Here is a 13,279-nt window from a genome sequence, read left to right as displayed (position 1 = left end):
AATGCCGACAACAGCCTTCTACAAGAGCCCGGCGATGACTGATCTGTCCCGAATCCACGGGCCTGCCAGCGTGGTGATTCCGACCCTGGAAGGCCGTTTCTACAGGCCCCCGCTACCTGACGGCTACGTGCTGCGCCCGCGCCTGTGCGAACGGCTGAATGCCGGCCTGGACGGGCGACTGCTGCTGGTCTGCGCCCCTGCGGGGTTCGGCAAGAGTTCGTTGGCGGTGGAGTTCTGCCAGGGCTTGCCAGCCCATTGGCAAAGCCTGTGGTTGGGCCTGAGCCCAAGGGACAGTGACCCCGGGCGCTTCCTGGAACGGCTGCTGGATGGCTTGCAGCAGTACTTTCCACAGCTCGGCGGCCAATCCCTCGGTTTGCTGAAAATGCGCCAGCGCCATCAACCCTTTGCCTTTGAAGAATGGCTCGATGGCCTGCTCGATGAGCTGGCGATGCACCTGTCTACGCGCTCGCCTTTGTTGCTGGTGCTGGACGACTACCACCTGGCCCAGGGCCCGGTGCTGGATCGCTGCCTGCAGTTTTTCCTCAACCATTTGCCCGATGGGCTGTTGGTTCTGGTTACCAGTCGGCAGCGCCCCGATTGGCACCTGGCGCGCCTGCGCCTGTCGCGGCACCTGCTGGAACTGCATGAGCAAGACCTGCGTCTGACCCATGACGAATCCCTGGCTGTGCTGGATGGGCACAGCAGTGCGTTGCGCGGCGAGGCGTTGGAAAACTTGATCCGCCGTAGCGAGGGTTGGGTCGCCGGCCTGCGCTTCTGGCTGCTGGCGGCCTCCGAAGCTGGCAGTGACGGCGCCTTGCCCCAGAGCCTGCACGGTGGCGAAGGGCTGATTCGCGATTATTTACTCGAAGAAGTCATCGATTGCCTGCCCGTGGAGGTGCAAGGGTTCCTCTACGACACGGCCTCCCAGGAGCGCTTTTGCAGCGAGTTGTGCGATGCGGTGCGCGAAGCCCATGACAGCGCAGAAATCCTGCGTTATCTGCAGGCTCACCAGGTATTTCTGGTACCTCTGGATGAACAAGGCCATTGGTACCGTTATCACCATCTGTTTTCGGACCTCCTACGTACTCGCCGCGAGAAGAGCGCGACCTTGCCGCCGGCCAGCTTGCACTTGCGCGCCTGCCGTTGGTTCAACGCCCAGGGGTTGATCGACGAAGCGGTGGAGCAGGCGCTGCGGGCCGGTCATCTGGATGTGGCGGCGAACCTGGTGCAGAACCTGTCCGAAGAGCAGCTGTTGGCGGAGCAGAATGTCGGCATGCTGCTGCGCTGGAAGATGGACTTGCCCGACAGCCTGCTGATCAGCACACCGCGCTTGATCGTGCTGTATAGCTGGGCACTGGGGCTGGCGTGCCAATTGGATGCGGCGCAGGAGCTGTCCAGCTATCTCAGCCGCTTCCTGCCGGCGCCATCGGCCACCGCGCAGAAATCCATGCTGGCCCAATGGCTGGCACTGAGCGGGATCATTGCCCGTGGGCGCGGGGACCGCGAGCTGACCCAGCGCTATTGCAACGAGGCGTTGGAAAGCCTGCCGCAAAAGCGTTACGGCCAGCGCCTGATGTGCCTGTCGACCCTGTCCAACCTGGCCATAGTCGATGCCGACCTGTGGCGCGCCCGGGGCCTGAACCGCGAATCCCTGGAACTGGCGCAGCGCGTCGGTAACCCACTGTTTGAAGCTTTGGCTCATTACGACCGGGCCCGGGTGCTGCAGGCGCGGGGCGAGATCCTGCGCTCCCTGGACGAAGTACGCCAGGGCCTGGAGCGCCTGCACGGCCTGGCGCCCCAACGGCTGTACGCCGTGCGCGCGCGGTTGTCGCTCTATGAAGGCTACCTGCTGCTGGCGCGTTACCAACCCGAAGCCGGCCTTGTGCGCTTGCGCGCCGGCTTGGCCGAAGCCCGCGCTTGCCGGGACATCAGCGTGCTGATCGGGCATTGCGTGATCGCCAACTTCGAAGGCCGGCGCGGCGATTTTTCCAATGCCTTTGCCGAGCTGGCCGAAGCCGAGCGCTTGATGCATATCTGGGACGTGCCGCCGATCTACTATCTGGCGATGATCACCCTGATCAAATGCGAATTGTGGCTGGCCCAGGGGCGCACTGACTTGGCCGATGCCTGGCTGACCCGGCTCGGGCAGACCTACAACGGTGAGCACGCCGCGGCCGCTCCGGAGTTTCATCCGCACCTGCCACAGCATATCGAGCTGCAACAAGCTGCCCTGGATGCCGCGCGCCATCAGCCCGACATTGCCCTGCAACGCCTCGAAAGACTGGCGCAACAGGCCCATGACAGTGGGCGCCAGATGATTGCCCTGATGGCCCTGACCCAGCAAGCACAGCTCCTGCTGGAGTGTGGTCAGGAGGCCAAGGCCAGGACGGTATTGGCTCGCGCACTTGAAGCTGGTGCGGGCGGCGCGCTACAGCCGTTTCAGCGGTTGCTGGAAGGTTACCCGGACTGGATGCGCGAGCAGCTGGGCAAGGAAGCCCATGGCCTGCTGAACCAGAGCTTGCTGGCGCTGCTGCCTCAAGCCCGTGTGGTCGAGGCCTCGCCTCATCAAGAAACCCTGAGCACGCGGGAACTGGCGGTGTTGCAACTGATTGCCCAAGGCTGTTCAAACCAGGAAATCAGCAACCAGCTGTTTATCTCCCTGCACACGGTGAAGACCCACGCCAGCCATATCAACAGCAAGCTCGGCGTGGAGCGTCGAACCCAGGCGGTGGCGCGAGCCAAGTCCATGGGTTTGCTGGCCTGAGTGCATCGCCGTTTATTGTGCAGCAGGGCAGCCTTTGAGTGATGTGTCGACCGTCTGATTGATCAACGCCGCGAAACGCTTGAGGTTGTTCTGGTGCGCCAACACCAGCTCGTCGATGCTCGGCCCTGCAGGTGACTGCAAGGTGCTGCGACAAGTCAGGGCCGGGTGATCGCCGTTGACCTGCCGCAGACGCCAGCGCACGTCGAGCAACGCGTACTGCCCGGGGACCGAGTCAAAACGCTGTACTTCAATGCGCAAGGCCACAGCCTGCTGCGGATTACTGTTGGCCAACTGATCCACCAAAGCGCTCCTCAGCTCGTCGGCGAGGCTGGCAGCCCACCACTGGGTTTCAAGAATCGCCAACCCACTGTCGCCCTGGCGCACCACTATCTGCGCGCGATCAACCTGGGGCGGCACACTGATGCTGTCAATGCGCACGCCGGCGGCATCCGCTCGCGAGCTGTTGCTCCAGTGCGCCGGGGTCAGGGTGTGGAAGGCAATGGGTTCACTGCGACACGCTGCGAGCAGCAGCAGGGAGGTCAGCAGCGTGATCTTCAACGGCAGCGTCATGGCGGCTCCAATGGTCATTTGCGCGGTGGTCCTTGCAGGTCGGTCGGCGCGGCGTTATCGGGACGACCGCGAATCAGCGACTCCGGATGCCGGCCAAGGTAATCCGAGAGTTCGCGCAAGGAGCGCGACATGCGCGCCAGTTCATCCAGGGTCTGGGTCAGTTGTTCACGCTGCGGCGAGTCTTCGGCCAGAGTAGAACTGGCTGATTGGAGGGTCTTGCTCACGTCGGCCAACGTCGTCTGAACACCCGGCAGAGTCTTGGCGTTGAATTGCGCCAGCCCCTTGCGCAGTTCGACCAGGCTGGCGTCGAGGTTGCCGGCAATGCGCTCGACAGGCAGTTGGCTAAGCTTGTTGACGATGCCTTCGAGCTTCTCCTGCAACTGTTCGAGGTTGCCGGGGATCGTGGGAATGCCAACCGGACGTTGGTTGGGGTCAAATGCGACTTTCTCGGCTTTGGGGTAGAAGTCCAGGGCGATGTACAACTGGCCGGTCAGCAAGTTACCGCTGCGAGCCTGGGCGCGCAGGCCGTTTTCGATGAAGCTGCCGATCAGGCGCACGCCAGCCGCCTCATCGTCAGGGTTATTGTTCATGGCCTTGAGCAGCTTGGTATGGGCTTCGCCGAGCAGTTGCGGATAGATCACGATGCCGACATTCACCGGGAAGCTGCGTTTCTTCGCATCGAAATCCAGGTTGATCGACACCACTTTACCGAACTCGACGCCGAGGAACTCCACCGGCGCGCCGACTTTCAGCCCGCGCAGGGCCTGGTCAAAGCGCAGGACCATGTATTGCCCCTTGCCATTGGGCGGGGCGAGGGCGCTTTGCTGGTCTTCGAACAGTTCAAAACCGCGGTTTTCCTCGGCTGGCTTGTCGTTGGGGTTGTAGGGTGGGGCCTGGAAGGAGATCCCGCCCATCAACATGGACGACACGGATTCGGTCTTCAACGCAAAGCCATTGGCGCCGACGCTCAAATCGATACCGCTGGCATTCCAGAAGCGGGTGTTCTCGGTGACATACAGGTCATTGGGCGCATGCACGAAAATTTCGATATTCACGCCCTTGCCTTCGCTGTCCAGCTCATAGGCCACCACCTGGCCCACGGGGATTTTGCGGTAATAGACCGGGGAGCCGATATCCAGCGACCCCAGGCCCTGGGTATGCAGGGTGAAGCGCTTGCCTGGCTCGCCGTAGGTGATGGGCGGCGGATTTTCCAGGCCTGTGAACTGTTTGGCGCGGGTCTCGGATTGGCCGATGTCTGCGCCGATGTAGTCACCGGAAAGCAGGGTGTCGATGCCGGATACGCCGCCTGCGCCGATACGTGGGCGCACCACCCAGTACTTGGAATCTTCGCGGGTGAAACTTTCCGCCTGCTTGGACAACTCGACGGTGGCGTTGACGCTTTTCTGGTCATCGCTCAATGCGACGTCTGTGACTTGGCCAATCACCACGTTGCGGTATTTGACTTCGGTCTTGTTGGCGACCAGACCACTGCCGGTCTTGAAGTTGAGGGTGATGGTCGGGCCTTGTTGCATGACGCTGTGAATCACCAGCGAGATGCCCACCAACACAGCGACAATCGGTACGATCCACACCAGTGAAACGCTGAAGCGACGCGTCTTGATCGCAGGCTTGCCTGCTGGGGTGTCAACGTCGTGTGGCGTCATCCGAACGCTCCTCATAGTGTGGGTTTTCCCAGATAAGCCGTGGGTCGAAACTCATGGCCGCGAGCATGGTAAACACCACCACCAAGCCAAAAAACAGAATGCCCAGGCGCGGCTCGATCGTGCCCAGGGCCTGGAACTTCACCAGTGCGGCCACCAGTGCGACCACGATCACATCGAGCATCGACCAATAGCCGATCAGCTCGATAAACCGGAACAGCTTGGAGCGCTCCTTGCGCGCCCACAGGCTATTGCGCTGCACGGTGACCAGCAACAGTGCCAATGACACGAACTTGATGCCCGGAACGGCGATGCTGGCGATGAAAATGATCAGGGCAATGTCCCAGGCGCCATGCTGCCAGAACTCCAGCACGCCGCTCATGATGGTACTGTCTGCCCCCGAGCCGAGCATGGTGGTGTTCATCACCGGCAGTAAATTGGCCGGTACATAAAAGGCGAGGGCGGTGAGCATGTAGGCCCAGGTTCGGGTCAGGGACTGAACCTTGCGCCGGTGCAAGGGCGCGCCGCAGCGGTCGCACTCGGTGGGCTCTTGGAGCATGTCGCAGGCCTGGCCGCAGGTGTGGCACAGGCACAGGTTGAGCTCGCGGGCAGTGGGCGGTGAATTCATACGGTGTCCCACAGGTCGCGCACATCGCGCCCGGCAATGCGGATCAGCAACAGGCTGAGGGCGGCCAAGGCAAACAGGCCGGTGCCGGGGATTACATCCAGCATACCGGCCAGCTTGAACACCGCGACCATCGCACCCAGCAGGCAGACTTCCAGCATGCTCCAGGGCCTGAGGGCTTCCAGCCAGCGCATGCACAGCTTGAATGCCGGCGAGCGTCGGCCGGCCAAGGCGAAGCTCAATACCCAGATCAGCAACAGCAGTTGAAACACCGGCGCGATGATGATGGAAATTGCCGCCACCAACGCAATAAACGTGATCGGCCCCAGGCTCAACGCCACCACCGAATCCCAGAGCGTCGCGCTGTTTTTCAAGCCCTGCAGGCTGATGCTCATCACCGGGTAAAAGTTGGCGAAGGTCCACAACACCGCTGCGGTTACCGTCAGGGCCAGGCGTTGTTGCACCGTCAGGCCGTTATGGCGCTGCAATACGCCCGCGCAGCGTACGCACAGGGCGGTTTGATGTTTGGCGAGCGTGACTTTTTCGTACACGCAGTCGCAGTGTTCGCAGATGACCTGCTGTTGATTCGCCATACGTCTTGCTCCAAACGCGACACGCTGCGGTCCTGGCTGTTGCTGGGTTCGATGGCGCTTGAGTAGCTTAGCATTTGATGCAACGCAAATTCGATGCCTTCCAGATCTGGGGCAACGTCAACCATACTGTGTCAGGAATGCCATAGAGCTTGCAGGAACGTCCCATGCTTAACCAGAAAGGCCCGTTGATCCGCGAAACTTTCCCCGTCGGCCCGTTGCAATGCAACTGCACCATCATCGGTGACCCGATCAGCAAAAAAGCCATTGTGGTCGACCCGGGCGGCAACCCTGAGTTGATCCTGGCGCGGCTGGCTGCCCTGGGCCTCCAGGTGGTGAGCATTATCCACACCCATGCCCATCTGGATCACTTCCTGGCCTCCGGGCAGTTGAAGGAGAAGACCGGCGCGACGCTGCACCTGCATAAAGAAGATCAATTCCTCTGGGACAACCTGGAAATGCAGTGCCGGATGTTTCGCGTGCCCTATGTCCCGGTGCCGTCGCCGGACCGCTGGCTGGAGGATGACGAGGAACTGGCCTGCGGTTGTGGCGTGGCCTTGCACACACCAGGGCATACGCCGGGTTCGATGAGTTTCTGGTTTGCCGATGCCAAGTTGCTGATTGCTGGTGACACCTTGTTCCGGCGCGGCGTTGGACGCACCGATTTATGGGGCGGCGACCAGGCGACAATCGTGCGTTCGATCAAGCAGCGCCTGTATACGCTCGACGAAGGCGCGACGGTGGTCACCGGTCATGGGCCGGACACCTGCCTGGGCGACGAGATGCGGGAAAATCCCTTCGTGCGCGCTTGATCGTCGATGAGTCTGACAAGCGCTGCAGCAAAACCCAGGTCGTTTTCTGCCTGCGTCTGCTACGGTTCCTGTAGCGGTGACATTGGCTAACCTTTTGTTACAGCATGGGCGGCGGCCACGGAATTTTTACCGCTGGTCGTGTTCCAAACTCGGCACAGGTCCATTGCCAATGTCCTCTGCATCACAGAATGCAAAAGTAGGAGCTTCCCTTCATGTTTACTCCGCGTCGTCTGCTTGTTGTCGCTACCGCCGTAGCCCTGTTGTCTGGCTGCGCTTCACCTAATCCATATGACGGCAGCCAGGGACAGGCCAGCAATGGTTCCGAAAGCGGTATGAGCAAGACCGCCAAGTACGGCGGCCTGGGTGCGCTGGCCGGCGCGTTGGCTGGTGCGGCCATCGACCATAACAACCGTGGCAAGGGCGCGCTGATTGGCGCAGTCGTCGCGGGTGCCGGCGCCGCTGGTTATGGCTACTACGCCGACCAGCAAGAGAAAAAACTGCGCGAAAGCATGGCCAACACCGGGGTGGAAGTGCAGCGCCAGGGCGACCAGATCAAGCTGATCATGCCGGGCAACATTACCTTCGCCACCAACTCGGACGCGATCTCCAGCAGCTTCTACCAGCCGCTGAACAACCTGGCCAACTCCCTCAAGCAGTTCAACCAGAACACCATCCAGATCGTCGGCTACACCGATAGCACTGGCAGCCGCCAGTTGAACATGGACCTGTCCCAGCGTCGTGCCCAGAGCGTGGCCAACTACCTGACTTCCCAGGGTGTCAGCGCTGCCAACCTGAGCGCCCGCGGTGCCGGCCCGGATAACCCGATTGCCAGCAACTCCGACGTGAATGGCCGTGCCCAGAACCGTCGCGTAGAGGTCAACCTCGGCCCGATCCCAGGCCAGCAATACGGCCAGCCGGGCCAGCAACAGCAGGTGCCACAGCAGAACAATCAGTTCCAGGGCAATCCATACCAGCAGTACCAATAAACCCTGCTCACAAAAAAGGGCGCCGTGCAGTCAATGCACGGCGCCCTTTTTTGTGGCTGCCGATCTACATCAATCGATGTACTCGAACACCTTGACGATCTTCTGCACACCGGACACACCCTGTACCAGGTTGGCGGCACGGGTGGCTTCGGCCTGGGTCAGCAGGCCCATCATGTAGACGATGCCGTTATCGGTGACGATCTTGATCCGCGAACCCGGGACCGCACTGTCGGTAAGCATCTGCGCCTTGATCTTGGTGGTCAGCAAAGCATCGTTGCTGATGGCCAGCAGGGTGATCGGGTCCATGACCTGCAACTCGTTATGGACCTTCTTGACCCGCTGCACCCCCGCGGCGGCTTGCTCGGCCTGGGCCTTGAGGTCGGCGCGGGGTGTTTGCCCTGCCAGCAGGACGACACCGTTGAAGCTGGTCACTACGATGCGCGATGCACCGTTGCCCAGGTCGGTGGCGGCCTTGGCGACGTTGACCTTGACCTTGGTTTCGATCAGCGAATCATCGATGGTGCTGCCGAATGTGCGCGTGCCCCTGTCGTCCTGGATGGGGGTGTCCCGTGTGGCGGTGATTGCCGAGCTGCAGCCGCTGATGGCTAGGCACAGCGTAATGGCCATAAGGCTGAGGCGGTTAACGGTCATTCTTCACTCCCGAACAGTTGGCTGTCGATCAGATCGCACAGGCAGTGGATCGCCAGCAGGTGGACTTCCTGGATGCGTGCGGTGACATTGGCCGGGACGCGAATCTCTACGTCCTCGGGCAGCAGCAGCGAAGCCATGCCGCCGCCGTCGCGTCCGGTCAAGGCTACGACAATCATTTCACGATCATGTGCGGCCTGGATCGCCTGAATAATATTCGCCGAGTTGCCGCTGGTGGAAATCGCCAGCAACACATCGCCCGGCTGGCCGAGGGCGCGGATCTGCTTGGAAAAGATTTCGTTGTAGCTGTAGTCATTGGCGATCGAGGTGATCGTCGACGAATCGGTGGTCAAGGCAATGGCCGGCAGGCTCGGGCGCTCACGCTCAAAGCGATTGAGCAGCTCGGACGAAAAATGCTGGGCATCGCCAGCCGAACCACCGTTGCCGCACGAAAGCATTTTGCCTTCGTTGAGCAAGGCGTTGACCATGACCTGACTGGCTTGCTCGATGTGCGGTGCAAGTACGTCCATCGCCTGTTGCTTGGTGTCGATGCTGGCCTGGAAAAGCTGGCGAATTCGGGATTGCATGTCCATCTGTGTGACCTTAAGTAGCGCGGCTGTTTGGCACAGGTAATGTGCAGCCCGCAAAGCAAAGAGCAAAAGTGTGGGTTGAAGGTGCCGGGTGGGTCAGCTGTCGAAGGCATCCTTGAGCCAGTTCAAATCAGCGGGACCCGACGGTGTGCTTTCCATGGCTACCACATCGAAACGGCAGGGGCTGTCAGCCCAGCGATGCTCTTTTTGCAGGAAGAACTGCGCAGCGAGTATCAGCTTCTGACGTTTGCGCCCGTCGATACTGGCGAGCGCGCCACCCCATTGTGCGTGTTTTCTATAGCGGACTTCGACAAATACTACTGTATCGCCGTCAAGCATGACCAGATCAAGCTCTCCGCGTTTACACAACCAGTTCTGCGCCAAAAGGCGCAGACCCTGTTGTTGCAGGTATTTCAGTGCCTGGAGTTCGGCATCCTTGCCGCTTTGTGCGCTGGACCGCTCGGGCATCAGCGCGGGGTATCTGGAAGGCGCTGGATGTCGCCGCCGACGAATTTCGCCCATGGCATCTGGCGATCAACGCGCTGGTTGGCGCTGATGCCCAGGTTGCCCGAGAGGCCGTCGACACGGGTGTCCGGCAGCGCCTTGAGCTGGCCCAGGCGTGGCGCCAGGCGGTAGGCATCGACACCCATGGCGTACAGGCGGCCGAGGCTGCCATTGGCCTGTGGCCATTGTGCGGCTACCTGGTTGCGCAGCGGGTCGGTGGTATTAAGCAGCCAAGGGGTTTCGCAGAACATCACGTTGGTCATGTCCAGGTACTGGTTGCGGTCGCCGCTGGCACTGAATACGTGGGATGTCGCGTAGACCGGCACATCACCGGCGTACTGGAAGTTCAGGGTCGGCTTGATCTGCTGGGCCAGTTGCGGGGTGACGGCCAGGAAGATGAACTCGATGTCCTGGCGACGCGAAGGCTGGGCGGCAACGTCGGTGCCGACCGTGCTTTGCAGGCTCTTGGCACGGCCTTCACTTTTGCGCAGCTGAAACAGATCGGCGATCTGTTGGGCCAGTGCCACGGGCTGATCGACATATTCGACACCCATGACGGTGCCGCCATTGGCTTCCCAATCCTGGCGGAAGGCCTTGTAGACACGCTCGCCCCATTCGCCACGTGGCACCATGGCGGCGGCGCGATGCAGGCCATCGGCGCGGGCACGGCGCGACACTTCACGGGCTTCGTCTTCAGCGGCCAGGCCGAACTGGAACAGTTGTGCCGGGCCTTGATCGGTCTCGCTGTAGTTCAGTGCCAGGGTAGTGATCGGCAATTGCGGGCGTGCACTGAGCTGCTTGACCAGTGGTTTTTCCAGCGGGCCAACCACCAATTGCACGCCGGCGGCCTGGGCCTTGGCGTAGAAGTCGTCGAGGGAGGTCATGCGCGAGCTGTCGTAGAACTCAATGATCGGCGCCTTCTGCCCGGCTTGTTCGGCCTGGTAGTGAGCCGCCATGAAGCCTTCACGCAGCGCCTTGCCAACCGAAGCCAGAGGGCCTTCCTGCGGCAGCAGCACGGCAATCTTGTTCAATGGCTGGCTGGCTAGTTCCTTGAGCTTGGTCAGCGGCGTAGGCAGTTGAACCGCGGCCGGGTGGCCCGGGTTCTGTGTGCGCCAGGTATCGATGGCGGCTTGTTGTTGCTCCAGGGTGCCGGCACCCTTGACCGCCTGGGCCAGGGTAATCCAGCCGTCCAGTGTCGGGTTGCCGGTGGCTTGCAGCTGTTCGGCAGGCAACGCAGCAATCAATACCCAGATGGCTTCGTGGTTGCTTGCAGCGGCATCCCCGGTGAGCAGCGGTGCCATGGCTACCCGCTCGCGAGCGGCGGCGAGGGTCTGGCCATCGGCTTCATAGGCGCGGGCATGCACGGTGCCGGTGCGGATCTGCTGGTCTGTCGGCAGCTCCTTCAGGCTTTGCAGGCTGGGATGGTTCAGCGCCGCCAATGCCGCCTTAGGCTGATTGCGCGTCATTGCCAGTTCGGCGGCCAGGGTGCTGGCAAATACTTGAGCGGCCGGCTTCAGGACATCCAGGGGCACCTGCGCAAGAATCTGCGACGAGCGTGCAGGGTTGTTCTGCTGGTAGGCCAGGTCAGCCGCACTCAGGCGCAACATGGCGGCCTTTTCTGGCGTCTTGGCGTTCGTTGCCTGTTCGAGCAATTGCTCGATACTGGCATCCGGGGTCCGTGGAAGGTCGCCAAGGCTGGACGAGGGCGAGCTGGCGCAAGCGGCCAGCAAGGCAGCGAGGCAGAGGGCGGAGAGCAGCCGCAGGCAAGCGATCATGTAAGTGTTCCTGATACCGATCAAATTAGCGTGGAAGTGTACCCAAGCACTGGCCCAGGCGCGATGTTAGTGGCGTGAAACAGTCGATTTAGGTCGTGCAAATGTTGCGTTTAACTAACGGTGGCTGAATCGGCATCCACCGTGATGGCATATTTTCAAGGCGTCTACGCGCTACAATGTTGCTTTTGCCAACCATCGAGGTGTGCGTTTTGACTGCTCCAGGTCCATTGAATTCCACTGCAGGCTCGCTTTTTGTCGTGGCGACGCCCATTGGCAACCTGGACGACATCAGTGCGCGGGCGCTGAAAGTGTTGCGCGAGGTTAAATTGATCGCGGCCGAAGATACGCGGCACTCCCTGCGGTTGATGCAGCATTTTGGAATCAGCACGCCATTAGCGGCATGCCACGAGCACAACGAGCGTGAAGAAGGCAGCCGTTTCATCACGCGCCTGCTGGCCGGCGATGACGTGGCGTTGATCTCCGATGCGGGTACGCCCTTGATTTCCGATCCGGGTTATCACTTGGTTCGCCAGGCACGCGCCGCTGGTATCAATGTAGTGCCTGTTCCGGGAGCCTGCGCGCTGATCGCTGCATTATCTGCCGCTGGCCTGCCATCGGACCGCTTTATCTTTGAAGGCTTCTTGCCGGCCAAGGCGGTGGGGCGTCGCGCACGCCTGCAAGCGTTGAAGGAAGAGCCGCGCACCCTGATCTTCTACGAAGCCCCGCACCGTATCCTGGAGTGCCTGCAGGATATGGAGCTGGTGTTTGGCGGTGAGCGCCTGGCGCTGTTGGCCCGGGAGCTGACCAAGACCTTTGAAACCCTCAAGGGCTTGCCGCTGGAAGAGCTTCGCGCATTTGTCGAAGGCGACAGCAATCAGCAGCGGGGTGAGTGCGTGGTGCTGGTGGCGGGTTGGGTTGCGCCGGAAAATGAAGATGCGGTGGGGAGCGAGGCGATGCGCATCCTCGATTTGCTGCTCAAGGAAATGCCGCTCAAGCGTGCCGCGGCCTTGGCGGCGGAAATTACCGGGGTGCGCAAAAATGTGTTGTACCAGGTGGCGCTGGATAAGCAGAAAGCCGAATAGTTCCGGGGGGGAACCTGTATTGCGTCTGAACGTGATGGCACCGCGGTACTTTTAATACTTGTCCTGAGGCCGCCGTGCCGTTAACCTGCGCGGCGGAGAGTCGATTGGACAGTCGCTGCCCTCTATGAAAATTAGGGGGGGGAGGAAAGTCCGGGCTCCATAGGGCGAAGTGCCAGGTAATGCCTGGGAGGCGTGAGCCTACGGAAAGTGCCACAGAAAATAACCGCCTAAGCACTTCGGTGCCGGTAAGGGTGAAAAGGTGCGGTAAGAGCGCACCGCACGACTGGCAACAGTTCGTGGCTAGGTAAACCCCACTTGGAGCAAGACCAAATAGGGTCCCAAGGCGTGGCCCGCGCTGGGACCGGGTAGGTTGCTAAAGATGTCCAGTGATGGCCATCGTAGACGAATGACTGTTCAAGACAGAACCCGGCTTACAGATCGACTCTCCACCTTTTTTCCTTGCGCTCGAATCTCGTGCGCAAACCCGGTAGTAACGCAAGAATCCCTCCCTGCCAAATCATTGGCAGATGCATCTTCGTAATACCAAAAAAATCTTACTCTTAATAAATTACTTTAACTTTAGGTCGTAGCTCTCTGAGCTATTTGCCGTTGTTGAGTCAAAAACATCGTCAAACTCTGGTTTCTCCTCCTTTTACCTTCCTAAATCTCCGT

The 13,279-nt window shown here is 60.8% G+C and carries 12 protein-coding genes and 1 other RNA gene; 5 read left to right on the top strand and 8 right to left on the bottom strand.

Annotated features, from left to right (window positions below; genetic code table 11):
* The first annotated feature begins 34 nt into the window (after window positions 1-34).
* Window positions 35-2,764: a LuxR C-terminal-related transcriptional regulator gene (locus tag QZR30_RS03180; protein WP_046070952.1), complete on the top strand. Its 2,730-nt coding sequence runs from the start codon at window positions 35-37 to the stop codon at window positions 2,762-2,764.
* 12 nt (window positions 2,765-2,776) lie between these two features.
* Here QZR30_RS03180 and QZR30_RS03175 read toward each other — a convergent pair whose 3' ends face one another.
* The 4 genes from QZR30_RS03175 to QZR30_RS03160 are packed head-to-tail and all read right to left on the bottom strand — an operon-like array spanning window position 2,777 to window position 6,213.
* Window positions 2,777-3,334: a PqiC family protein gene (locus QZR30_RS03175; RefSeq protein ID WP_056845591.1), complete on the bottom strand. Its 558-nt coding sequence runs from the start codon at window positions 3,332-3,334 to the stop codon at window positions 2,777-2,779.
* Between the two features lie 14 nt (window positions 3,335-3,348).
* The gene (locus QZR30_RS03170; protein WP_046070953.1) at window positions 3,349-4,998 is read right to left on the bottom strand and encodes a PqiB family protein; all 1,650 of its coding nucleotides are present in this window, start codon (window positions 4,996-4,998) and stop codon (window positions 3,349-3,351) included.
* Window positions 4,979-5,623, bottom strand: coding sequence for a paraquat-inducible protein A (locus QZR30_RS03165; RefSeq protein ID WP_046070954.1), 645 nt, complete (start codon window positions 5,621-5,623; stop codon window positions 4,979-4,981). Before QZR30_RS03165 ends, QZR30_RS03170 begins: the two co-directional genes overlap by 20 nt.
* Window positions 5,620-6,213, bottom strand: coding sequence for a paraquat-inducible protein A (locus QZR30_RS03160; RefSeq protein ID WP_043050535.1), 594 nt, complete (start codon window positions 6,211-6,213; stop codon window positions 5,620-5,622). Before QZR30_RS03160 ends, QZR30_RS03165 begins: the two co-directional genes overlap by 4 nt.
* A 164-nt stretch (window positions 6,214-6,377) precedes the next feature.
* Here QZR30_RS03160 and QZR30_RS03155 point away from each other — a divergent pair, with 164 nt between their 5' ends.
* Window positions 6,378-7,022 (top strand): MBL fold metallo-hydrolase, encoded by a 645-nt coding sequence (locus QZR30_RS03155; protein WP_046070955.1) that lies wholly within the window; start codon window positions 6,378-6,380, stop codon window positions 7,020-7,022.
* 212 nt (window positions 7,023-7,234) lie between these two features.
* Window positions 7,235-8,008, top strand: coding sequence for an OmpA family protein (locus QZR30_RS03150; protein WP_046070956.1), 774 nt, complete (start codon window positions 7,235-7,237; stop codon window positions 8,006-8,008).
* A gap of 69 nt (window positions 8,009-8,077) precedes the next feature.
* Here QZR30_RS03150 and QZR30_RS03145 read toward each other — a convergent pair whose 3' ends face one another.
* The 4 genes from QZR30_RS03145 to QZR30_RS03130 form a co-directional block, all read right to left on the bottom strand.
* Window positions 8,078-8,659: a BON domain-containing protein gene (locus QZR30_RS03145; protein WP_043050538.1), complete on the bottom strand. Its 582-nt coding sequence runs from the start codon at window positions 8,657-8,659 to the stop codon at window positions 8,078-8,080.
* Window positions 8,656-9,249, bottom strand: a complete 594-nt coding sequence (locus tag QZR30_RS03140) for a phosphoheptose isomerase (protein WP_007904374.1) — start codon at window positions 9,247-9,249, stop codon at window positions 8,656-8,658. Before QZR30_RS03140 ends, QZR30_RS03145 begins: the two co-directional genes overlap by 4 nt.
* Window positions 9,250-9,342: 93 nt before the next feature.
* Window positions 9,343-9,714: a YraN family protein gene (locus QZR30_RS03135; protein ID WP_046070957.1), complete on the bottom strand. Its 372-nt coding sequence runs from the start codon at window positions 9,712-9,714 to the stop codon at window positions 9,343-9,345.
* Window positions 9,714-11,525 carry a penicillin-binding protein activator gene (locus QZR30_RS03130; RefSeq protein WP_046070958.1) on the bottom strand — a complete coding sequence of 604 codons (1,812 nt, stop codon included), beginning with the start codon at window positions 11,523-11,525 and terminating at the stop codon, window positions 9,714-9,716. Before QZR30_RS03130 ends, QZR30_RS03135 begins: the two co-directional genes overlap by 1 nt.
* Window positions 11,526-11,701: 176 nt before the next feature.
* Here QZR30_RS03130 and rsmI point away from each other — a divergent pair, with 176 nt between their 5' ends.
* A complete protein-coding gene (gene rsmI, locus QZR30_RS03125; protein ID WP_108240700.1) occupies window positions 11,702-12,607 on the top strand; it encodes a 16S rRNA (cytidine(1402)-2'-O)-methyltransferase in 906 nt (301 codons plus the stop codon).
* A 96-nt stretch (window positions 12,608-12,703) separates the two neighbouring features.
* Window positions 12,704-13,057, top strand: an RNA gene (gene rnpB, locus QZR30_RS03120) — RNase P RNA component class A.
* The last annotated feature ends 222 nt before the right edge of the window (window positions 13,058-13,279 follow it).

The sequence above is a fragment of the Pseudomonas sp. rhizo25 genome, assembly GCF_031931935.1.
Classification (GTDB): Bacteria; Pseudomonadota; Gammaproteobacteria; order Pseudomonadales; family Pseudomonadaceae; genus Aquipseudomonas; species Aquipseudomonas synxantha.
Note: the sequence above shows the minus strand (reverse complement) of the source record. Positions and strands in the feature narration are given on the sequence as shown.

What these genes read in the sequence shown, in the direction of transcription:
- rsmI (WP_108240700.1), top strand. Translation starts at nt 11,702, where the DNA reads ATGTTGCTTTTGCCAACCATCGAGGTGTGCGTTTTGACTGCTCCAGGT.
- QZR30_RS03160 (WP_043050535.1), bottom strand. Translation starts at nt 6,213, where the DNA reads ATGGCGAATCAACAGCAGGTCATCTGCGAACACTGCGACTGCGTGTAC.
- QZR30_RS03150 (WP_046070956.1), top strand. Translation starts at nt 7,235, where the DNA reads ATGTTTACTCCGCGTCGTCTGCTTGTTGTCGCTACCGCCGTAGCCCTG.
- QZR30_RS03130 (WP_046070958.1), bottom strand. Translation starts at nt 11,525, where the DNA reads ATGATCGCTTGCCTGCGGCTGCTCTCCGCCCTCTGCCTCGCTGCCTTG.
- QZR30_RS03175 (WP_056845591.1), bottom strand. Translation starts at nt 3,334, where the DNA reads ATGACGCTGCCGTTGAAGATCACGCTGCTGACCTCCCTGCTGCTGCTC.
- QZR30_RS03155 (WP_046070955.1), top strand. Translation starts at nt 6,378, where the DNA reads ATGCTTAACCAGAAAGGCCCGTTGATCCGCGAAACTTTCCCCGTCGGC.
- QZR30_RS03140 (WP_007904374.1), bottom strand. Translation starts at nt 9,249, where the DNA reads ATGGACATGCAATCCCGAATTCGCCAGCTTTTCCAGGCCAGCATCGAC.
- QZR30_RS03170 (WP_046070953.1), bottom strand. Translation starts at nt 4,998, where the DNA reads ATGACGCCACACGACGTTGACACCCCAGCAGGCAAGCCTGCGATCAAG.
- QZR30_RS03180 (WP_046070952.1), top strand. Translation starts at nt 35, where the DNA reads ATGACTGATCTGTCCCGAATCCACGGGCCTGCCAGCGTGGTGATTCCG.
- QZR30_RS03165 (WP_046070954.1), bottom strand. Translation starts at nt 5,623, where the DNA reads ATGAATTCACCGCCCACTGCCCGCGAGCTCAACCTGTGCCTGTGCCAC.
- QZR30_RS03145 (WP_043050538.1), bottom strand. Translation starts at nt 8,659, where the DNA reads ATGACCGTTAACCGCCTCAGCCTTATGGCCATTACGCTGTGCCTAGCC.
- QZR30_RS03135 (WP_046070957.1), bottom strand. Translation starts at nt 9,714, where the DNA reads ATGCCCGAGCGGTCCAGCGCACAAAGCGGCAAGGATGCCGAACTCCAG.